The following is a 20,033-nucleotide window of genomic DNA, read 5'->3' as shown; positions in this document are numbered from 1 at the left end:
AAACCACCACGGCCCCAGGGGCCCGGGGAGGCGTGCGCGCGTAGGTCGTCGACTTAAACGCATCAACTCTACGGCAAGCCCCGCCCTCGATGGTCCGGGGCTTTTTTGTTGTCTTATTCGCAAATCTCAATGGAGGACAAAGTGAGTAACGATCCCGTCGTCGCGATTGTCGGCGTCACCGGTGCGGTGGGCGCCGAATTCATCGCCACCATGGACAAGCGCGGCTTTCGCGTCGGCAAGCTCAAGGCGCTCGCCAGCGCCCGCTCGGCGGGCAAGACGGTGTCGTTCCGCGGCCAGCCGGTCGTGATCGAGGAGCTGACCGAGCGGTCCTTCGAAGGTGTCGATATCGCCCTGTTCTCCGCCGGCGGCAGCATCTCCAGGAAGTATGCGCCGATCGCGGTCAAGGCCGGTGCGGTCGTGGTCGACAATTCCTCCGCCTTCCGCATGGACCCGAACGTGCCGCTGGTGATCCCCGAGATCAACGCAAACCGCATCCGCGACCACAAGGGCATCATTGCCAATCCGAACTGCGCGGCGATCACGGCGCTGGTGCCGCTGTGGCCGATCCATCAGAAGAACCGCATCAAGCGCGTCATCATCTCGACCTACCAGGCCGCTAGCGGCGCCGGTGCCGCCGCGATGGAGGAGCTGGTCGAATCCACCCGCGCCAATCTCAACGGGCAGGTCTATACGCCGAAGGTGATGCCGCACCCCTACGCCTTCAACCTCTTCAACCACAACACGGCCGTCGACCCCGAGACCGGCTACAACGACGAAGAGACCAAGGTCATCAAGGAGACCCGCAAGATCTTCGAGGACGACAAGATCGCGATCGGCGTCACCTGCGTCCGCGTGCCGGTGCTGCGCGCCCATTGCGAGGCCATCACCTTCGAATGCGAGAAGCCGATCAGCGAGGATCAGGTCCGCGCCATCATGGCGCAGGCGCCCGGCGTGAAGGTGGTCGACGACCGCGCCAAGAACTACTTCCCGATGCCGATCGACGCCTCGGGTCAGGACGACGTCCTGGTCGGCCGCATCCGCAAGGATCTCAGCGACGCCAGCGGGCATTCGATCTCGATGTTCGTGGCGGCCGATCAGCTGCTCAAGGGCGCAGCGCTGAACGCGGTACAAATCGCCGAGCTCCTGCCGCAGCGGGTGATGGCGTAACGCAGTCTCGACCCGTCATCCTGAGGCGCGAGTGGCGCGATGCGTTAAGCATCGCGCCGGGAGCCTCGAAGGATGCGCGGCCGAGGTGCGACATCCGGGCCGTCGCCCTTCGAGGCTCGCTGAAGAGGCGAGCACCTCAGGGTGACGGTGATGGAGCTGCGCTTGTTGCCCGAAACAACAAGCACGCATCGCCATACGAGTAAAACCGGTACCCATTCGCAATCGCGTGCGCGTACGCCGCCTTCATCGTCTCAAGCCCCGAGAATGCCGACACCAGCATGAACAGCGTCGACTTCGGCAAGTGGAAATTGGTCATCAGGACATCGACGGCGCGGAAGCGATAGCCTGGGGTGATGAAGATCGCGGTCTCGGCCGCGAAGGGCTGGATCGTGCCGTCCTCGCGCGCTGCGCTCTCGAGCAGCCGCAATGACGTGGTGCCGACGGCGATGATGCGGCCGCCGTTCTTTCGGGCGCTGTTGAGACGTTCCGCCGTCTCAGCCGGGATCGTGCCCCACTCGGCATGCATCTTGTGGCCTTCGGTGTCGTCGACCTTCACGGGAAGGAACGTCCCTGCCCCGACATGCAGCGTGACCTGGTTGATGCCGACGCCGCGCGCGAGCAGCGCGTGCTCCAGCACCGGCGTGAAATGCAGCCCCGCGGTGGGCGCAGCGACCGCGCCTTCGTTCACGGCGAACATGGTCTGGTAGTCGGTGAGGTCCTGATCGTCGGGCGTACGCTTCGAGGCGATGTAGGGCGGCAGCGGCGGGCTGCCGAGATCGGCGATGGCCTGGTCCAGCGCGGGGCCGTGGAATGAGAACGACAGCGTCACCTCGCCCTCGCTGCCCTTGGCCTCGACCTCGGCGTCGAGATGGCCGAGCAGGCAGACCTTGCCTTCGTTGCCGAAGCGGATGCGGTCGCCGGCGACAAGCTTCTTGGCGGGTTTCACCAGCGCCTGCCAGCGCGAGCCGTCGAGCCGTTTGATCAGCGTCGCCTCGATTCTGGGCTCGGTCTCGCGGCCGATGCGGCGGCCCTTCAATTGGGCCGCGATCACCTTGGTGTCGTTGACGACGAGCTGGTCGCCCGCCTTCAGCCATGACGGCAGGTCCGCGATGGTCTGGTCGCGCAACGCGCCGTTCTCCACGACCAGCATTTTCGCGGAGTCGCGCGGGCTCGCCGGGCGCAACGCGATGCGCTCGGCTGGCAGGTCGAAGTCGAAGAGATCGGTACGCATGTCCCGGAACTTGTCATCGCCCGCGCAGGCGGGCGATCCAGTACTCACGATCTTGGTCGTAACCGCCGCTGGTGGTTACTGGATGCCCCGCCTGCGCGGGGCATGACACCGACCAATCGGCCTATTCCTTATCCGCGGCCATCCGCGCCTTGACGATCTTGTCGGGGTTCTGCACCGGCTCGCCGCGCTTGATCTTGTCGACGTTCTCCATGCCCTCGGTGACCTTGCCCCACACCGTGTACTGGTTGTCGAGGAAGCGGGCGTCGTCGAAGCAGATGAAGAACTGGCTGTCGCCGGAATCGGGATTGGCGGCGCGCGCCATCGAGGCGGTGCCGCGCACATGCGGCTCCTTGCTGAACTCGGCCTTCAGCTTCTTGCCCGAGCCGCCGGTGCCGGTACCCTGCGGGCAGCCTGTCTGCGCCATGAAGCCCTCGATCACGCGGTGGAACACGATGCCGTCGTAAAAGCCCTCGCGGACCAGTTCCTTGATGCGGGCGACATGGCCGGGCGCGAGGTCGGGCCGCATTTCGATGGTGACGGGGCCCTGCGTGGTCTCGAGGATCAGGGTGTTTTCGGTGACGCTCATGCTCGTCTCTCTTGCGTTGGGGGTGAGGTCTTGTCAGGTGACGTTTTGCGGTTACGGAACTGGATCGCGAATGGACGTCCCGCGGCGGCGCCGGCCATTGCATCGGTAAATGGCACCGGCGTGCAGCGTTGCAACGCCTCCATGACCGCGATCCGGTATTGCAGCCGGTCATTGTCGGTGGCCTCCGCGGATTCATAGGTAATCCTCGGATGGCCCAGAATGTTTCCGGCCCGGTTAAAGCTCACGACGACGGTGATGTCGAGTGGGCGAGCCTTGTTCGGCGGCGGCGGTCTCCAGCACGTGCGCAGATGCCGGAAGATGTCCTGGATGGTGTTGACCTGCGCGTCCTCGGCGGCCGCGCTGGAGAGGCCAAGCAGGAGCGCCGCAGCAGCTACGATAAGCTTTTTGCCACGGCGCGCCATCGTCTCTCCTATTTGATGTCGGAGGCGACCTGCACCTTCACCATCTTGTCGGGATCGGTCACGGCGCCGCCGGCGGAGCCCGGCGGAGCCTTCTTCAGCTTGTCGACGACGTCCATGCCCTGCACGACCTCACCGACCACGGTGTACTGGCCATCGAGGCTGCCGCCGTCGGCGAACATGATGAAGAACTGCGAGTTGGCGCTGTCGACGCTGTCGCCGCGCCGGGCCATGCCGACAATGCCGCGGGCAAAATGCACCTTGGAGAATTCCTGCTTCAGGTTCGGATATTTCGATCCGCCGGTGCCGTTGAAGTTCTGGCCGTCGCCGGTCTGCGCCATGAAGCCGTCCATGACGCGATGGAACGGCACGTTGTTGTAGTAACCCTCGCGCGCGAGCTGCTTGATGCGCTCGGCGTGCTGGGGCGCGATATCGGTGCGCAGCTTGATGACGATACGGCCCTTGGTGCTGTCGATGACGATGGCGTTGGCCTTGTCGAGGTTGGCCGGCAATTGCTGCGCCACCGCCGGCACCGCGAACAGAAGCGCGGCAAGGACTGCGAGAATTCGGATCATGACAACTCCGGATCAGAAGGAAGATGAAGCGCGCCGTTATTCGGCGAATTTTGTCTTGAGCTGGGCCGCGACAATCGGCGGGACGAAGGCCGAGACGTCCCCACCCATGCCGGCGATCTGGCGCACCAAAGTGGCGGTGATCGGGCGGACCATCGGCGAGGCCGGCAGGAAGACCGTGTGCACCTCCGGCGCCATCGCCTCGTTCATGCCGGCGAGTTGCATCTCGTAGTCGAGGTCACTGCCGTCGCGCAGGCCCCGAATCATGATCGTCGCACCGTGCTTGCGCGCCGACGTCACCGACAGATCGTCAAACGTCACGGCTTCGAGCACGCAGCCGGCCTTGGCCGCCACCGGCCCGCAGACGTCATAGAGCATCTTCAACCGCTCCTCGGTCGAGAACAGCGGCTTCTTGCCAGGGTGGACCCCGATCGCGACCACGAGCTTGTCGCACAGCGACACGCTGTGCCGGACCACGTCCAGATGGCCGTTGGTGATGGGGTCGAAGGAACCGGGATAGAAGGCAATACGCGGCATGTCCCCTCCTACCGCGCCCGGCCCGGCCCGGCAAGCCGGGCAGGTTCCTTGGCCTTTCCTTGGTCGTTTCCGGCAAAATATCCCGCCGGCCGTGTCGGCGATGGCCGGTTTGTTTCGTCCTGAGAGCGGTCACGAAACAAACCGGGGCGGACACGAAACCATTTCCCGCGCCGGCGAAGACGTCCGGAAACTGGCCATGGTTACTAATCCGGCCAACGAACGACGGGCCGCACACTGGGCGTAGGCGGCCGCATCACAGGGGACTGTCAATGATCAAGGCTCTCTCGGCGATTATGATCTCCGCGTGCGTTGCTGCCGCTCTGACCCTCCTGCCCGGCTTTGCCCCGACGGTCGAAGCCAGCGTGCCGCAGCCGCTGGCCAAGAGCGACCGGCTCGATATCCGCGCCATCGGCAAGGACTGCTCGCAGCAGGCCTGGCCGAATTTCGAGACCTCGTGCCTGCGCAAGGCCGGCACCAAGGCGACGATTCGCGAGGCGCGCCTCGTAACCGCCAACCGCACGCCGTAGCCGGTCTGTCAGCTTCGCGTCATATAAACCCCGTGGAGTTTTGCGGCGTCTCGTCGCACACTGCGTGACGCTCGCGCCCGTCGGAATGGCCCGTCGGGCGCGATCCCATTGGGGGCGCCGTTGTCCAGCACACAAGCCGCCGCTTCCGGCCATCATCCCGATCCGCTGCCGCTTGCCATGACCATGGGCGCCCTCGGGGTGGTCTATGGCGATATTGGCACCAGCCCCCTCTACGCCCTGAAGGAAGCCGCCAAGGCGGCCGCCCATGGCGGTACACTCAGTCACGACGCGGTCCTCGGGGTTGCCTCGCTAATCCTCTGGGCGCTGCTGCTGATCATCTCGCTGAAATATGCGCTGTTGATCCTGCGCGCGGACAACCGCGGCGAAGGCGGCATCGTCGCGCTGCTGGCGCTGCTGCATGCCCGCCACGCCCAACCCGGCACCTGGCGTGCCCATCTCCTGGTGGTCGGCCTGATCGGAGCCGCGCTGCTCTATGGCGATGGCGCGATCACGCCGGCAATCTCCGTGCTCAGCGCCATCGAGGGCCTCAAGGTCGACGCCCCCTCGCTCGCGCCCGTCGTGGTGCCCCTGACCGTCGCCATCCTGATCGGCCTGTTCATGATGCAGAAGCGGGGCACCGGCTTCATCGGCCGCATCTTCGGACCGGTGATGCTGGCCTGGTTCGTCGTGCTCGCCGCGCTCGGCATCCACGGCATCGTCAAGGCGCCGGGGGTGCTGGCGGCCCTCAGCCCGCTCTATGCCTTCGAATTCCTGATCCACCAGGATTTCCACATCTCGTTCGGAATCCTCGGCGCGGCCTTTCTCGCGGTGACCGGCGGCGAGGCCATGTATGCCGACATGGGACATTTCGGCCGGCTGCCAATCCGGCTGGCCTGGTTCGCGATCTGCCTACCCGCCCTGGTGCTGAACTATTTCGGCCAGGCCGCGCTGCTGATCACCGATCCCACGATGATCGAGAACCCGTTCTTCCAGCTCTGCCCCGACGCCCTGCATTATCTGCTCGTCGCCTTCTCGACGGTCGCGACCGTGATCGCCTCGCAGGCGATCATCTCCGGCGTGTTCTCGCTGACGCAGCAATCGATCCAGCTCGGCTTCCTGCCGCGCATGCAGATCCGCCACACCACCAGCGATGCGATCGGCCAGATCTACGTGCCGCTGGTGAACTGGCTGCTCGCCGCCGCGACGCTGGGCGCCGTCCTGAGCTTCGGCTCCTCGGACGCGCTTGCCGGCGCCTATGGCATCGCGGTCTCGCTGCTGATGGCGATCACCACGCTGCTGGCCGCGTTGGTCGCGATCCAGTGGGGCTTTTCGCCCTGGCTCGTCGTTGCCGTGAACGGTTTCTTCTTCGTCATCGATCTGATCTTCTTCTCGGCGAACTCGATCAAGCTGTTCGAGGGCGGCTGGTTTCCGCTGCTGCTCGCCGGCCTCGTCGCCTTCCTGATGCTGACCTGGCGGGCCGGCGTGAAGCTGGTCGAAGCGGCACGCGCCCGGCTGCGCCAGCCCGAGGAGGATCTGATCGAGACCGCCGTCAACAAATGCCATGCGAGGCTGCCCGGGACCGCCGTGTACCTGGCCTCCGCGCCGCGCGGCGTGCCGCTCGCGCTCACCCAGTTCGTCAGGCACAACCGCGTGCTGCATGAGCGCGTGTTGCTGGTCACCGTGCTGATCGAGGAATCGCCGCACATCGCGGACGAGGAGCGCGCCGAGGTGATCGAGATCATCCCCGGCATCACCCGCATCATCCTGCATTACGGCTTCATGCAGAATCCGACGATCTATGAAGGGCTGCAGCTGGTCTGCCGCCAGGGCAAGCTGGCCGGCATCGACCTGTCCGAGATCACCTATTACGTCGGCCGCGAGACCATCATTCCGCGCGAGGACGTGCCGGGCATGTGGGTCTGGCGCGAAGGCGTGTTCGCCTTCCTGCAGCGCAACGCCGAGCGCTCGGCCGCCTTCTTCGGCGTGCCGACCAAGCAGGTCGTGGAGTTCGGCACCGAGCTGGAGATTTAGGGCGATGACCGCACGACATCTTCGGGGTCGTCCCCGTGGACGCGGGGACCCATAACCACAGGGAGGAGTTGCCGCGCGAGACCGGCAACTCCGAGTCTTCGCCGAACGTCTCCCTTGGCTATCGCGACGAGCGCAAGCGCTCGCGCTGAGGTCCCGGATCTGCGCTTCGCTTATCCGGGACGACAGTGGAGATTGGGGCGCGGGCTACGAGGGGTGACACATCACTCCCCGCTTGACTCCCCATTCGCCCCATTCCCGCTCTCCGCCTCTTCCGTGATGTGCTCGACCGACACCACATGCTCGTCCTCGGCGGTGTCGAATACGATGACACCTTGGGTCGAGCGGCCCGCGATGCGGATGCCTTCGACCGGGCAGCGGATCAGCTGGCCGTTGTCGGTGACCAGCATGATCTGATCGGCGTCCTCCACCGGGAACGAGGCGACCAGATTGCCGTTGCGGTTGTTGACGCTCATGGCGACGATGCCTTTGCCGCCGCGTCCCGTGGTCCGGTACTCGTAGGACGAGGTCCGCTTGCCGTAGCCGTTGACGGAGACGGTGAGCACGACCTGCTCCTGGGCCGACATCTCGGCGTAACGTTCCTGCGCGAGCTGGAAGCTGCCGGACGCCTCCTCGGCCTCGGCATCCACTGGCGCCTCTTCCGCCGCGGCTTCGCCGGCGACCGCGCGGCGCATCTTCAGGTAGGCCGAGCGCTCGTCGGACGTGGTCTCGACGTGGCGCAGGATCGCCAGCGAGATCACCTTGTCGCCGTCGGCGAGCGCGATGCCGCGCACGCCCATCGAGGTGCGCCCGGTGAACACGCGCACGTCGGTGACGGGGAAGCGGATGCACTGACCGCCGGCGGCGGTCAGCAGCACGTCGTCGCGCTCGGTGCAGATCTGCACGTCGACGATCGCCTCGTTGTCGTCGAGCTTCATCGCGATGATGCCGGAGCGGCGGACGTCGACGAAGTCCGACAGCTTGTTGCGCCGGACGTTGCCGCCCGTCGTGGCGAACATCACGTCGAGGTTGGCCCAGGTGGATTCGTCCTCCGGCAGCGGCATGATGGTGGTGATGCGCTCACCCTGCTCCAGCGGCAGGATGTTGATCAGCGCCTTGCCGCGCGCGTTCGGCGCCGCCACCGGCAGACGCCAGACCTTCTCCTTGTAGACCTGGCCGCGCGAGGAGAAGAACAGCACCGGCGTGTGCGTGGAAGCCACGAACAGGCGGCTGACGAAATCCTCGTCGCGGGTCTGCATGCCGGAGCGGCCCTTGCCGCCGCGGCGCTGCGCCCGGTAGGCCGACAATGGCACGCGCTTGACGTAGCCGGCGTGCGAGACGGTGACGACCATGTCCTCGCGCTGGATCAGGTCCTCATCCTCGACCTCGCCCTCCTGCTCCATGATCACGGTGCGGCGCGGCGTGGCGAACTCGGCCTTCACTTCGGCGAGCTCGGTCTTGATGATGTCGAGGATGCGGGCGCGCGAGCGCAGGATCGCAAGATAGTCTCCGATCTCGCCGGCGAGTTTTGCCAGCTCGCCGCCGATCTCGTCGCGGCCGAGCGCGGTGAGGCGCGCCAGCCGCAGCTCGAGGATGGCTTTGGCCTGATCCAGCGACAGGCGGATGGTGCCGTCCTCGTTGATGCGGTGGCGGGGATCATCGATCAGCGTGATGATGTCCTCGACATCGCGCGCCGGCCAGTCGCGCGTCATCAGGGTGTCGCGCGCGACAGCCGGTGTCGGCGAGGTGCGGATGACGCGAATGATCTCGTCGATATTGGCAACCGCGATGGCAAGGCCAACCTGCTCGTGCGCGCGTTCGCGCGCCTTGCGCAGCTTGTACTTGGTGCGGCGGGTGACGACCTGCTCACGGAAGCCGACGAAGATCGTCAGCAAGTCCTTCAGGTTCATCGTCTGCGGACGGCCGGAATCGAGCGCGACGGCGTTGACGCCAAAACTGGTTTGCAACGGCGTGAACTTGTAGAGCTGGTTCAGCACGACGTCGGGCATGGCGTCGCGCTTGAGCTCGACGACGACGCGGTAGCCGTCGCGGTCGGACTCGTCGCGCAGATCGGAAATGCCCTCGATCTTCTTTTCCTTGTACAGTTCGGCAATGCGCTCGACCATCGTCGCCTTGTTCACCTGATACGGAATCTCGGTGATGACGATCGCCTCGCGATCCTTGCGGATGGTCTCGAACGCGACCTTGCCGCGCATCACGATGGAGCCGCGGCCGAGATGGTAGGCGCTGCGGATGCCCTGGCGTCCGAGGATGATGCCGCCGGTCGGAAAATCCGGGCCCGGGATGATGTTATTGAGCTCGTCGATGGTCAGCGACGGATTGTCGATCAATGCCAGGCAGGCGTCGATGACCTCGCCGAGATTGTGAGGCGGGATGTTGGTGGCCATGCCGACGGCAATGCCGCCGGCGCCGTTGACCAGCAAATTCGGGAAGCGCGCCGGCAGAACCACCGGCTCCCTGGTCGAACCGTCATAATTGTCCTGAAAGTCGACGGTCTCGTTGTCGATGTCTTCCAAAAGCTTCAGCGCGATCTTGGTGAGGCGCGATTCGGTGTAGCGCATCGCCGCGGGCGGATCGCCGTCGACCGAGCCGAAATTGCCCTGCCCGTCCACCAGCAATTCGCGCATCGAGAAGGGCTGCGCCATGCGCACCAGCGAGTCGTAGATCGCCTGGTCGCCATGCGGATGGTATTGGCCCATGACGTCGCCGACGATACCGGCCGACTTCTTGTGCTTCTTGTCGGGCGTATAGCCTTCCTCGTTCATCGAGAACAGGATGCGGCGGTGCACCGGCTTCAGACCGTCGCGCGCATCGGGCAGCGCACGCGACACGATCACGCTCATGGCGTAGTCGAGATAGGACTTCTTCATCTCGTCGAGGATGGAGACGGGGCGAATGTCCGAGGGTTGCGCCGGCTGGTCGCCGGGCTTGTTGTCGTCGTCAGCCAAGGGGGAATCCGGTGAGTTTTTGTCTGGGAATCATATAGCGCATCGTGCCCCTGATAACCACCCTTGGCGAAGGCTGGGAAGCGCTTTTTCCGCTTATTTTTCCAATGACTTACGGCGTTGGAAGGAGCGCCTGGAATGAACCTGGAACCGGTCTTCCAAAATCGCCCCTGCCACAGGGTCCATCATGCCGCGAGAGCGCCCCATCGGCTCGTTTTGCCCCCGCGCAAGCCGCGTTCAAGCCGAACATGAAACGGGCCCGGAAATCCCGAGCCCTTTCTGCCGATTAGCAAGGTTCGCTGACACGACGTGGAAGGCGCCCCTGAGCCCGGCCAGCGCCCTCCATCGTCCGATCCGTTCTCAGAACGGGATATCGTCGTCCATGTCGCTGTTGCGGCCACCGCCGCCGGCGGCAACGGGACGGCGCGGCGCGCTGCTGACCGGGCCGGAGGAGCCGAAATCGCCGCCCGGTTCGTCACCGAAGCTGCCGCCCCCTCCGCCACCGCCGCGGCCATCGAGCATCGTCAGGGTCGAGTTGAAGCCCTGGAGCACGACCTCGGTCGAGTACTTCTCGACGCCGCTCTGGTCGGTCCATTTGCGGGTCTGGAGCGCCCCCTCGATGTAAACCTTCGCGCCCTTCTTCAGGTACTGCTCGGCGACCTTGCAGAGCCCTTCGTTGAAGATCACGACGCGATGCCACTCGGTCTTTTCCTTGCGCTCGCCGGTATTCTTGTCGCGCCAGGTTTCCGAGGTGGCGATGCTCAAATTCGCAATCGGCCGCCCGTCCTGGGTGCGGCGGATTTCAGGATCCTTGCCGAGGTTTCCAACCAGAATGACCTTGTTGACGCTTCCCGCCATCGCCGCTCTCCACTCCGAATGCCACTGATTTCAAAAGGCCGAGCGCGCTGCCCGCGTTCCTCTGCGCCCTGTTGAGGCGACCCTATACGCTCGCGGGCGCCGCTCAGCCCAGCACCCCCGGGGTTATCCCCACATATAGCATCGACCGCCGCCATGTTCCAGATTTGTTCTTCGCTGCTTGGGACCCGTTGCCCGCTGACTCGGCCGCGGCGAAAAACCAATCCGAGATGGAACTTTCCCCGGTTCCACATAACGGGAAAAAACACTTAACATTCATCAAGTTGGAACCCGCAAGTCGCCCGCCAAGTGTGGCATTCCGGAGACGGACTCTGCTCTTTCGCTAAGCTACGATTGCCTCGGAATTGTTCATCTGGGCGTCGCATCTGATCAACCGCTTCGAGGACATCGAGAAGCGGACGAACTTGGGGAGACTGCAATGAATAAGATTTTGTTTGGTGCAATCAGTGCAATAGCGTTGGGGCTGTCGGCCCCTGCAAGCGCGGCGGATCTCGCTGCGCGTCCCTACACCAAGGCCCCCGCGCCGGCGGTCGCCGCGATCTACGACTGGAGCGGCTTCTACATCGGCATCAACGGTGGCGGCGGCTCGTCCCACAAGTGCTGGGATTTCGTGACGCCGGTGACGGGCACCCTTGTGCCTGAGGGTTGCCACAATGCGACAGGCGGCACGGTCGGTGGCCAAATTGGCTATCGCTGGCAGTCCGCCAATTGGGTGTTCGGCTTCGAAGGACAGGGTAACTGGGCTGACTTCTCGGGCGACAACGTCAGCACCCTCTTCCCTGGAAGCGCTTTGGTCACGGGTGATCGTAACCGCTCCCGGATCGATGCTTTTGGCTTGATCACGGGTCAGGTCGGTTACGCCTGGAACAACGTGTTGTTCTATGTGAAGGGCGGCGGCGCGGTTGTCGGCGACAAGTACGACGTTTATGCCGCTGCAGGCACGCCAGGCGCTGGCGCGCTGCTGGCATCGGCGCGCGAGACCCGCTGGGGCGGTACCGTTGGCGCCGGCTTGGAATTTGGATTTGCACCGAACTGGTCGCTCGGAATCGAGTACGACCACATCTTCCTCGGCCACCGCACGATCGGTTTCACGACCCCTGGGGGCGCTGCGTTCGGAAGCGATCGTATTGGCCAGGACGTCGACATGGGTCTGGTTCGGCTGAATTATCGCTTCGGCGGCCCGCTGATCGCCAGGTATTGATATCCTCGGATATCGCAGAAGAACGGAAGGGCCGGCCTCAGTGCCGGCCTTTTTCTTTTCAAATAGACCGCTGGTGCAATGAGTCAGTAACCATCACCTTTTCGACCACTGTGGCTTTTCGGAGACACAACTTGCAGCTTCAGTGGTGTAAGCACCGCCTCAGTTGGGCCGTTGAGTCCGCTGCCCTTCCGCCCGCGGAAGGCAACAACAGAAACTGGGACTGGGATTAAGTTGAAAATGAAGAAAGTTTTGTTGGCTTCGGCCTGTTTGTTCGCTCTGGCCGCCCCCGCTTCGGCTGCTGATCTCGCGGCTCGCCCCTACACCAAGGCTCCGGTCGCTCCGATGGCTTCGGTCTACAACTGGACCGGTTTCTACCTCGGTATCGTCGGCGGCGGCGCCTGGGAAGCCTCTTCGGGCGACCCGAAGATGCAGGGTGGCTTCGTCGGCGGGACCGCCGGCTACAACTGGCAGACCGGCAACGTCGTGTTCGGTGTCGAGGCCGATGGCGCCTGGGCTGACGTCAGCGCCTCGGCAGCTGGCACGGTTGCTGTCGCCGGCGTCGGTGGCATCCCCGCCTCGCTGAGCTCCAAGACCGATGCAATGGGCACCGTGCGCGGCCGCATCGGCTGGGCCGTCAACAACGTGCTGCTGTACGGCACCGGTGGTTACGCCTGGATCGACAACAAGCTCACCGCCACCCTGGGCGGCCTCTCGGTCTCCGACAGCAAGTTCCACTCCGGCTGGACCGTCGGTGCGGGCGTCGAGGCGTTCTTCGCTCCGCAGTGGTCGGTCAAGGGCGAGTACCTCTATCGCAGCCTCGGCGGCGAGACCTACTTCTCGGGCGCCATTCCCACCGGTACGCTCAACCTCCACACCGTGCAGGTCGGCGTGAACTATCACTTCGGCGCCCCGGTCGTCGCCAAGTACTAAGCCACGATTCAAACGCTACTCGCGTTACGAAAGGCCGGCCTTGCGCCGGCCTTTTTGTTTGGCTGGTGCCAAGCCGCAGCTCACGTTTTTGGAGAGATGTGACCCGAGGGTGACACAACCTTTGGCTTCAATGGTGTAAAGCTGTGGCATCAGTCGGGTCATAGGGGTCCGCTGCTCTTCCGCTTCCGGAAGGCAAGAAAGAGAAACCGGATACTGGGGACATGGATATGAAGAAGGTTTTGCTGGCTTCGGCTGGTTTGTTCGCATTGAGCGCGTTGACACCGGCCTCGGCGGCCGACTTGGCGGCCCGCCCCTACACCAAGGCTCCGGTCGCGCCGATCGCGATGTACAATTGGAGCGGTTTCTACCTCGGTATCAACGGCGGCGGCGCATCGAGCCGCAACTGCTGGGACGTCAACAACATCTTCGGCGTGCCGGGTCCGGACACGGCTGAGGGCTGCCACAATGCAACCGGCGGCGTGGTCGGTGGTCAGCTCGGCTATCGCTGGCAGTCGACCAACTGGGTGTTCGGTCTCGAAGCCCAAGGCGACTGGGCCAACCTGAAAGGCTCGAACACGAGCCTGGTTCTTGGGCCCCTGGTCAACCAGACCAAGATCGACGCACTTGGCCTCTTCACCGGTCAGGTCGGCTATGCCTGGAACAACGTGCTCTGGTACGTGAAGGGTGGCGCGGCCGTCACGCACGCCAAATATAACGGCCTGCTGGCCGGCGTCGTCCTTGATAGCGCAAGCGAGACGCGCTGGGGTGGCGCGGTCGGCACCGGCCTCGAATTTGGTTTCGCGCCGAACTGGTCCGTGGCGATCGAGTACGACCATCTGTTCATGGGCAAGCGCAACAACTCGTTCACGATTCTCGGCGTCAACGACCGTATCGATCGGATCAAGCAGGACGTCGATATGGGCACGGTCCGCCTCAACTACACCTTCGGCGGCCCGGTGGTTGCGAAGTACTGAGCTTCGCCTCCCAACTCTCCGCGTTACGAAAGGCCGGCCTCGTGCCGGCCTTTTTGTTTGGCCCTGCTTGTTGGGCCATGCGCGTTCCATGCAGTTCCGTCCTGCTGCTGCCAGATGCCGCCAGCGCGCCAACATTCCGTTGACGATTCGCAACTCCCTCTGGAAATCCGTCTCCGTTCTTCCTACGTTCGCTGCCATACCCATTGGCGCCGATCCGGTCCCGGGCGAAGCGCGCCTGTTTTGCTGGCGCGGTCGCGCACCCATGGGCTTCCTTGAGGGCAACTCGGATGGATGAAGTGATCAAGGCGAAGCGCCAACAACAGAACGCGGGCTCCAGCCTGCGCGCAATTACGATCCGTGGCGCGCGCGAGCACAACCTCAAGAACATCGACGTCGAGATTCCCCGCGACAAGCTCGTGGTGTTCACCGGCCTCTCCGGCTCCGGCAAATCCTCGCTCGCCTTCGACACCATCTACGCCGAGGGCCAGCGCCGCTACGTCGAATCGCTGTCGGCCTATGCGCGCCAGTTCCTGGAGATGATGCAGAAGCCCGACGTCGACCAGATCGACGGCCTGTCGCCGGCGATCTCGATCGAGCAGAAGACGACGTCGAAGAATCCGCGCTCGACCGTCGGCACCGTCACCGAGATCTACGACTACATGCGCCTGCTCTGGGCGCGCGTCGGCGTGCCCTATTCGCCGGCCACGGGCCTGCCGATCGAGAGCCAGACCGTCTCGCAGATGGTCGACCGCGTGCTGGCGCTGCCCGAAGGCACCCGCCTCTATCTGCTCGCCCCTGTCGTGCGCGGCCGCAAGGGCGAGTACCGCAAGGAGCTCGCCGAATGGCTCAAGAAGGGCTTTCAGCGCGTCAAGATCGACGGCACCTTCCACGAGCTCGCGGAAGCGCCGACACTGGACAAGAAATTCCCGCATGACATCGACGTCGTCGTCGACCGCATCGTCGTGCGCGCCGACATCGGCCAGCGCCTCGCCGAAAGCTTCGAGACCGCGCTGAAGCTCGCCGAAGGCCTCGCCGTCGTCGAATTCGCCGATGCGCCCGCGGCAGCTCCTACTGAAGAGAAGAAGAAGACCGCCAAGATCCACGACAAGAGCGGCCCCGAGCGCATGCTGTTCTCGGAAAAGTTCGCCTGCCCGGTCTCCGGCTTCACGATCCCCGAGGTCGAGCCGCGCCTGTTCTCCTTCAACAACCCCTACGGCGCCTGCCCCGCCTGCGGCGGCCTCGGCGTCGAGCAGCATGTCGACGAGGACCTCGTCATTCCCGACAAGGAGCTCGCCATCGGCAAGGGCGCCATCGCGCCCTGGGCCAAGTCGTCCTCACCCTATTACGTGCAGACGCTGACCGCGCTCGGCAAGCACTACAAGTTCACGCTGACCACCAAGTGGAAGGACCTGCCCAAGAAGACGAAAGACGCGATCCTGCATGGCTCCGGCGAGGACGAAATCAAGTTCTCCTACGAGGACGGGGTGCGCTCCTACGATACCAAGAAGCCGTTCGAAGGCGTCATCACCAACATCAACCGCCGCTACCGCGAGACCGAAAGCGAGTGGGCCCGCGAGGAGCTGGCGAAATACTTCCACGACGTGCCCTGCGAGGCGTGCAAGGGCTTCCGCCTCAAGCCCGAGGCGCTCTGCGTCAAGATCGGGGCCAAGCATATCGGCGAGATCTCGGAGCTGTCGGTCAGGAAGGCCGGCGAATGGTTTGAGACCGTGCCCGACGCGCTCAACGCGCAGCAGAACGAGATCGCCGGCCGCATCCTGAAAGAGATCCGCGAGCGCCTCACCTTCCTGCTCGACGTCGGCCTCAACTACCTCACCCTCTCCCGCTCCTCCGGCACGCTGTCCGGCGGCGAGAGCCAGCGCATCCGCCTGGCCTCCCAGATCGGCTCGGGCCTGACGGGCGTGCTCTACGTGCTGGACGAGCCCTCGATCGGCCTACACCAGCGCGACAACGCCCGCCTGCTCGACACCCTCAAGCGGCTACGCGACCTCGGCAACACCGTGGTCGTGGTCGAGCATGACGAGGACGCCATTCGGCTTGCCGACTACGTACTCGATATCGGCCCCGGCGCCGGCATGCATGGCGGCCACATCGTCGCCGAAGGCACGCCCGCCGAGATCATGCGCAACCCGAAATCGCTGACCGGCAAATATCTCACCGGCGAGCTCGAGGTCGAGGTGCCGGAGCGGCGTCCACCGAACCATCGCCGCACCATCAAGGTGGTCAACGCGCGCGGCAATAACCTCAAGAACGTCACGGCGGAAATTCCGCTCGGCCTGTTCACCTGCGTCACCGGCGTCTCCGGCGGCGGCAAGTCGACGCTCTTGATCGACACCCTGTACCGCGCCATCGCGCGCAAGCTGAACAATGCCAGCGAAGGCGCCGCCCCGCACGACCGCATCGAGGGCCTCGAGCACATCGACAAGATCATCGACATCGACCAGTCGCCGATCGGCCGCACCCCGCGCTCGAATCCAGCGACCTATACCGGCGCCTTCACGCCGATCCGGGAATGGTTCGCCGGCCTGCCCGAGTCCAAGGCGCGCGGCTACGAGCCCGGCCGCTTCTCCTTCAACGTCAAGGGCGGCCGCTGCGAGGCCTGCCAGGGCGACGGCGTCATCAAGATCGAGATGCACTTCCTACCCGACGTCTACGTCACCTGCGACGTCTGCAAGGGCAAGCGCTACAACCGCGAGACGCTGGAGGTGCTGTTCAAGGGCAAGAGCATCGCCGACGTGCTCGACATGACGGTCGAGGAAGCCGCCGACTTCTTCAAGGCGGTGCCGCGCGTGCGCGAAACCTTCCAGACCCTGCACCGCGTCGGGCTCGACTACATCCATGTCGGCCAGCAGGCCACCACGCTCTCGGGCGGCGAAGCCCAGCGCGTCAAGCTGGCCAAGGAGCTGTCCAAGCGCGCCACCGGTCGCACGCTCTATATCCTGGACGAGCCGACCACCGGCCTGCACTTCCACGACGTCAAGAAGCTGCTAGAGGTGCTGCACGAGCTGGTGGCGCAGGGCAACACCGTGGTCGTCATCGAGCACAATCTCGAAGTCATCAAGACCGCCGACTGGGTCATCGACCTCGGCCCCGAAGGCGGCGACGGCGGCGGCGAGATCGTGGCGTGGGGCCCGCCGGAGGATATTGCGAAAGCGCCAAGGAGCTACACGGGCAAGTTCCTGGAGCCGGTGCTGAAGAAGGCGCGGAAGCCGAAGCGACGGAGCACGAGCGAGGCGGCGGAGTAGAGATTCATCCATCTCATCTGCGGGGGTTTTGGGGGAACAAGCCTTTGAGTGTCCGCGATGCCCAGCCGAAACTACACACTCTTCCGCAACGCCATTCTCGCCGAGCAGCAGGTGATCTGTGTTTACGAGGGTCGTTATCGCGAGCTCTGTCCGCATATCATCGGCACCAACAAGCGCGGCGAGGAGGCCGTGCTGGCCTGGCAGTTCGCTGGCGATAGCAGTGGCTGTCTGCCACAATGGCGATGCCTAAGGCTGGCGAACGTCAGCGACGCCCGCGCGCGGGGCGGCCGCTGGCACGAGGGCGCGTCCCACCGGACCACTCAGACTTGCGTCAGCAGCATCGATATCGACGTCAATGTTCACGTCCGCAAGTTGCGGTGACTCGCTTCCTGGTGCAGATGCGACCCTACAAAGGGCGGGACCGGAAGCGAACCTCGTCAATTACGACGTAGCGGCCGAAGAGTCCCTGACCGAACTGACCAACGGCCTCCAGAAGCCGCACCCGCACCAGTTGCGCGTTGTCCGGATCGATACGAAGTAAGATCAGGCCTGGAACGGTTTGGCTGCGACGAAAGACAAGCTCGCCGAAATCCTTATCAGCTGTGAGGAGAAGCCGTCCTTCCCGGGACGCCAGAGCCATGACTTCCACGTCACTCAGGCTCGCCGCAAATTCGGCGATGTAGAGCACGTCATGACCAGCGCCGCGCAGTTACCGCACCAAGGAGGCTGTGACGCACTCGTCCGCGAGCCAGAACTCGATTCAGCGATAAATGATGTCTTCGTCGGCCAAATAGTCGGCCGCGAACGCTTGCGCCGCCCGAATATCATCGGGCGTAAGCCGCGGGTGCTCAGCGATGATGGCCTCGGTGGTCATACCCGCGCCCAGTTCGCGCAACACCAATTCGACCGGCACGCGCGTCCCGCGGATCACGGGCTTGCCGTCCATGATCGCCGGGTTGATTTCAATCCGCTCGTGCCGCATGGCTCTCCTCGAATTCTGCCCAATGATAGCACGCCACATCCCGCTTGTCAGCGAACTGCAACCGGCTCCATGCCCTACGCCCTCGCCATCTTCGACCTCGACGGCACGCTGGCCGACAGCTTTCCGTGGTTCCTGCGCACCGTCAACGACATCGCCGATCGCTTCGACTTTCGTCGCGTCGCTGATGAGGACATCGAGGGCCTGCGGCATGCGTCGACGCGCGAGATCCTGAGCCAGCTCGAAGTGCCCTTGTGGAAGCTGCCGGCGATCGCGCGGCATGCGCGGCGGCTGAAGGCGGAGGCAGCAGCTGAGATCTCGCTGTTTGCGGGCGTCGAGGCGATGCTGCGGACGCTCGCGGAGAACGGCGTGCAGCTGGCGCTGGTGACGTCCGACAGCGAGGCCAATGCGCGCGAGAAGCTTGGCGAGGCGACCGCGCTGTTTGCGCATTTCGACTGCGCGGCATCGCTGTTCGGCAAGCCCGCGAAATTCCGCCGTGTCGTCCGCCGCGCCGGCGTGGAGCCGGGCCAGGTCATCGCCATCGGCGACGAGGTCCGCGACATCGAGGCGGCGCGCGCGGTGGGAATTGCCTGCGGCGCTGTATGCTGGGGTTATGCGGCGCCGGCGGCGCTGCGGGCGCGGGCGCCGGAGCATGTGTTCGAGCGGATGGATGAGATTGCGGACGCGGTGTGCCGTAATCGTAGGGTGGGTTAGCCCTGCAGATGCGCAAAGCGCGCATCTGCTCGGCGTAACCCGCCTCTTTGCTTTCCACGCAGACAGAGAAGTGGTGGGTTACGCTTCGCTAACCCACCCTACACATCCCCTACTCCGTCCTGCGCAAAAACATCCCGAACGCCCTTGGGCCGTCGCCGGTCTTGACCTCGCCGATCACCTTCAGCTCCACCGCATCGATGATATCGAGCGTGTTGCTCTCCCAGCACGCGACGATGACGCGCTTGCCGTCGGCGGTGGCGTTGATCCCTTCCGGATAGTCGCCGACATTGATGCGCTTGATCGGCTTCAGGCTCGCAATATCGAACACGCTGACGGTGCCGCCATATTGGTCGGTGACGAAGCCGCGGCCTTGTGTCAGCGCCACCGCATAGGGCCGCATGCCGACCTTCACGCGGCCGATCTCGCGCCCTTCTGCAATGTCGATCACCGAGACGTCGTCGGAGCCGACATTGGCGGTATAGGCGCGCTTGCCCTTGGCGTCGATGGTGACGCCGAATGGGCGGGTGCCGACCTTGATCGTCACCTTGCGCTGGTGTGTTGCGGTGTCGACGACCGAGACGCTGTCGTCGTCGCGGTCCGCCGAGAGCAGCAGCTTGCCGTCAGGCGTCACCGCAAGGCCCGATGGCGAGGCGCCGACCGCGATGCTGGCGGTGACGCTGCGCGAGGCTGCATCGATCACCCGCACCGCCGCCGCGTACCAGTCCGCGACATAGACCGTCTTGCCATCGGGGGCGACGGCAATACCGAGCGGCCCGCCGCCGACCTCGATGCGGCCTGCGACCTGGCGCGTGGCGGCGTCCACCACCGTCACCGCCTTGGCGTCCGGGCTCGTCACATAGGCAAAGCGGCCGTCCGCGCTGACGGCCACGCCCGCCGGCTTGCCGCCGATCGGAATGGTCGCGACGCTCCGCGAGGTCGCGAGATCCACCACCATCAGATCGTCGCTGAGCTGGTTGGTGACGAACGCCTCCTCGGCAGCGGCGCTGCCGAGGCTGGCATGACAAAGGCTGGCGGCGAGCGCCGCCAGAACCAGCATCCGCAC

Annotated in this window: 19 protein-coding genes; 9 read left to right on the top strand and 10 right to left on the bottom strand. The window is 64.6% G+C overall.

Going from position 1 to position 20,033, the window contains the following annotated elements:
• The first annotated feature begins 129 nt into the window (after positions 1 to 129).
• A complete protein-coding gene (locus XH84_RS28600) occupies positions 130 to 1,167 on the top strand; it encodes an aspartate-semialdehyde dehydrogenase (protein ID WP_128919469.1) in 1,038 nt (345 codons plus the stop codon).
• 136 nt (positions 1,168 to 1,303) lie between these two features.
• Here the strand turns inward: XH84_RS28600 and queA are convergent, their stop codons facing one another.
• The 5 genes from queA to coaD all read right to left on the bottom strand — a co-directional run bounded on the left by queA (position 1,304) and on the right by coaD (position 4,512).
• Positions 1,304 to 2,398: a tRNA preQ1(34) S-adenosylmethionine ribosyltransferase-isomerase QueA gene (queA, locus tag XH84_RS28590; protein ID WP_128919468.1), complete on the bottom strand. Its 1,095-nt coding sequence runs from the start codon at positions 2,396 to 2,398 to the stop codon at positions 1,304 to 1,306.
• Between the two features lie 121 nt (positions 2,399 to 2,519).
• Positions 2,520 to 2,984 (bottom strand): peptidylprolyl isomerase, encoded by a 465-nt coding sequence (locus XH84_RS28585; protein WP_128919467.1) that lies wholly within the window; start codon positions 2,982 to 2,984, stop codon positions 2,520 to 2,522.
• The gene (locus XH84_RS28580) at positions 2,981 to 3,406 is read right to left on the bottom strand and encodes a hypothetical protein (RefSeq protein ID WP_128919466.1); all 426 of its coding nucleotides are present in this window, start codon (positions 3,404 to 3,406) and stop codon (positions 2,981 to 2,983) included. Before XH84_RS28580 ends, XH84_RS28585 begins: the two co-directional genes overlap by 4 nt.
• Before the next feature lie 8 nt (positions 3,407 to 3,414).
• The gene (locus XH84_RS28575; RefSeq protein WP_128919465.1) at positions 3,415 to 3,978 is read right to left on the bottom strand and encodes a peptidylprolyl isomerase; all 564 of its coding nucleotides are present in this window, start codon (positions 3,976 to 3,978) and stop codon (positions 3,415 to 3,417) included.
• Positions 3,979 to 4,014: 36 nt separating this feature from the next.
• On the bottom strand, positions 4,015 to 4,512 hold the full coding sequence (coaD, locus tag XH84_RS28570) for a pantetheine-phosphate adenylyltransferase (RefSeq protein WP_128919464.1): 498 nt from the start codon (positions 4,510 to 4,512) through the stop codon (positions 4,015 to 4,017).
• Positions 4,513 to 4,781: 269 nt separating this feature from the next.
• Here coaD and XH84_RS28565 point away from each other — a divergent pair, with 269 nt between their 5' ends.
• Together XH84_RS28565 and XH84_RS28560 are read left to right on the top strand one after the other, a co-directional pair.
• Positions 4,782 to 5,039 carry a hypothetical protein gene (locus tag XH84_RS28565; RefSeq protein ID WP_128919463.1) on the top strand — a complete coding sequence of 86 codons (258 nt, stop codon included), beginning with the start codon at positions 4,782 to 4,784 and terminating at the stop codon, positions 5,037 to 5,039.
• 177 nt (positions 5,040 to 5,216) lie between these two features.
• Positions 5,217 to 7,070, top strand: coding sequence for a potassium transporter Kup (locus XH84_RS28560; RefSeq protein ID WP_128919504.1), 1,854 nt, complete (start codon positions 5,217 to 5,219; stop codon positions 7,068 to 7,070).
• Between the two features lie 221 nt (positions 7,071 to 7,291).
• Here the strand turns inward: XH84_RS28560 and gyrA are convergent, their stop codons facing one another.
• Both gyrA and XH84_RS28550 read right to left on the bottom strand, forming a co-directional pair.
• Positions 7,292 to 10,036 carry a DNA gyrase subunit A gene (gene gyrA, locus XH84_RS28555; protein ID WP_128919462.1) on the bottom strand — a complete coding sequence of 915 codons (2,745 nt, stop codon included), beginning with the start codon at positions 10,034 to 10,036 and terminating at the stop codon, positions 7,292 to 7,294.
• Positions 10,037 to 10,393: 357 nt separating this feature from the next.
• Positions 10,394 to 10,891 (bottom strand): single-stranded DNA-binding protein, encoded by a 498-nt coding sequence (locus XH84_RS28550; RefSeq protein WP_100174836.1) that lies wholly within the window; start codon positions 10,889 to 10,891, stop codon positions 10,394 to 10,396.
• 436 nt (positions 10,892 to 11,327) lie between these two features.
• Here XH84_RS28550 and XH84_RS28545 point away from each other — a divergent pair, with 436 nt between their 5' ends.
• The 5 genes from XH84_RS28545 (at position 11,328) to XH84_RS28525 (ending at position 17,658) form a co-directional block, all read left to right on the top strand.
• On the top strand, positions 11,328 to 12,110 hold the full coding sequence (locus XH84_RS28545; RefSeq protein ID WP_128919461.1) for an outer membrane protein: 783 nt from the start codon (positions 11,328 to 11,330) through the stop codon (positions 12,108 to 12,110).
• Between the two features lie 237 nt (positions 12,111 to 12,347).
• Complete coding sequence (locus XH84_RS28540) at positions 12,348 to 13,040, top strand: outer membrane protein (protein ID WP_128919460.1); 693 nt, start codon at positions 12,348 to 12,350, stop codon at positions 13,038 to 13,040.
• Positions 13,041 to 13,267: 227 nt separating this feature from the next.
• A complete protein-coding gene (locus XH84_RS28535) occupies positions 13,268 to 14,014 on the top strand; it encodes an outer membrane protein (RefSeq protein WP_128919459.1) in 747 nt (248 codons plus the stop codon).
• A 287-nt stretch (positions 14,015 to 14,301) separates the two neighbouring features.
• On the top strand, positions 14,302 to 17,277 hold the full coding sequence (gene uvrA, locus XH84_RS28530; protein WP_128919458.1) for an excinuclease ABC subunit UvrA: 2,976 nt from the start codon (positions 14,302 to 14,304) through the stop codon (positions 17,275 to 17,277).
• 57 nt (positions 17,278 to 17,334) lie between these two features.
• Entirely contained in the window at positions 17,335 to 17,658 is a 324-nt protein-coding gene (locus tag XH84_RS28525; protein WP_128919457.1) for a hypothetical protein, read from the top strand.
• A gap of 25 nt (positions 17,659 to 17,683) precedes the next feature.
• Here the strand turns inward: XH84_RS28525 and XH84_RS28520 are convergent, their stop codons facing one another.
• Together XH84_RS28520 and XH84_RS28515 are read right to left on the bottom strand one after the other, a co-directional pair.
• Positions 17,684 to 17,986 (bottom strand): DUF5615 family PIN-like protein, encoded by a 303-nt coding sequence (locus tag XH84_RS28520; RefSeq protein WP_283811974.1) that lies wholly within the window; start codon positions 17,984 to 17,986, stop codon positions 17,684 to 17,686.
• Between the two features lie 51 nt (positions 17,987 to 18,037).
• Positions 18,038 to 18,259 carry a DUF433 domain-containing protein gene (locus XH84_RS28515; RefSeq protein WP_128919456.1) on the bottom strand — a complete coding sequence of 74 codons (222 nt, stop codon included), beginning with the start codon at positions 18,257 to 18,259 and terminating at the stop codon, positions 18,038 to 18,040.
• A 69-nt stretch (positions 18,260 to 18,328) separates the two neighbouring features.
• On the opposite strand from XH84_RS28515, the gene XH84_RS28510 reads away from it, so the two are divergent.
• Positions 18,329 to 18,970: an HAD-IA family hydrolase gene (locus tag XH84_RS28510; protein WP_128919455.1), complete on the top strand. Its 642-nt coding sequence runs from the start codon at positions 18,329 to 18,331 to the stop codon at positions 18,968 to 18,970.
• A 109-nt stretch (positions 18,971 to 19,079) separates the two neighbouring features.
• Here the strand turns inward: XH84_RS28510 and XH84_RS28505 are convergent, their stop codons facing one another.
• Entirely contained in the window at positions 19,080 to 20,033 is a 954-nt protein-coding gene (locus tag XH84_RS28505) for a YVTN family beta-propeller repeat protein (protein WP_128919454.1), read from the bottom strand.

The sequence above is a fragment of the Bradyrhizobium nanningense genome, from assembly GCF_004114535.1.
Lineage (GTDB): Bacteria > Pseudomonadota > Alphaproteobacteria > Rhizobiales > Xanthobacteraceae > Bradyrhizobium > Bradyrhizobium nanningense.
Note: the sequence above shows the minus strand (reverse complement) of the source record. Positions and strands in the feature narration are given on the sequence as shown.

Coding starts and splice junctions, on each gene's coding strand:
- XH84_RS28600 (WP_128919469.1), top strand. CDS start 130: ATGGAGGACAAAGTGAGTAACGATCCCGTCGTCGCGATTGTCGGCGTC.
- queA (WP_128919468.1), bottom strand. CDS start 2,398: ATGCGTACCGATCTCTTCGACTTCGACCTGCCAGCCGAGCGCATCGCG.
- XH84_RS28585 (WP_128919467.1), bottom strand. CDS start 2,984: ATGAGCGTCACCGAAAACACCCTGATCCTCGAGACCACGCAGGGCCCC.
- XH84_RS28580 (WP_128919466.1), bottom strand. CDS start 3,406: ATGGCGCGCCGTGGCAAAAAGCTTATCGTAGCTGCTGCGGCGCTCCTG.
- XH84_RS28575 (WP_128919465.1), bottom strand. CDS start 3,978: ATGATCCGAATTCTCGCAGTCCTTGCCGCGCTTCTGTTCGCGGTGCCG.
- coaD (WP_128919464.1), bottom strand. CDS start 4,512: ATGCCGCGTATTGCCTTCTATCCCGGTTCCTTCGACCCCATCACCAAC.
- XH84_RS28565 (WP_128919463.1), top strand. CDS start 4,782: ATGATCAAGGCTCTCTCGGCGATTATGATCTCCGCGTGCGTTGCTGCC.
- XH84_RS28560 (WP_128919504.1), top strand. CDS start 5,217: ATGACCATGGGCGCCCTCGGGGTGGTCTATGGCGATATTGGCACCAGC.
- XH84_RS28550 (WP_100174836.1), bottom strand. CDS start 10,891: ATGGCGGGAAGCGTCAACAAGGTCATTCTGGTTGGAAACCTCGGCAAG.
- XH84_RS28545 (WP_128919461.1), top strand. CDS start 11,328: ATGAATAAGATTTTGTTTGGTGCAATCAGTGCAATAGCGTTGGGGCTG.
- XH84_RS28540 (WP_128919460.1), top strand. CDS start 12,348: ATGAAGAAAGTTTTGTTGGCTTCGGCCTGTTTGTTCGCTCTGGCCGCC.
- XH84_RS28535 (WP_128919459.1), top strand. CDS start 13,268: ATGAAGAAGGTTTTGCTGGCTTCGGCTGGTTTGTTCGCATTGAGCGCG.
- uvrA (WP_128919458.1), top strand. CDS start 14,302: ATGGATGAAGTGATCAAGGCGAAGCGCCAACAACAGAACGCGGGCTCC.
- XH84_RS28525 (WP_128919457.1), top strand. CDS start 17,335: ATGCCCAGCCGAAACTACACACTCTTCCGCAACGCCATTCTCGCCGAG.
- XH84_RS28515 (WP_128919456.1), bottom strand. CDS start 18,259: ATGCGGCACGAGCGGATTGAAATCAACCCGGCGATCATGGACGGCAAG.
- XH84_RS28510 (WP_128919455.1), top strand. CDS start 18,329: ATGCCCTACGCCCTCGCCATCTTCGACCTCGACGGCACGCTGGCCGAC.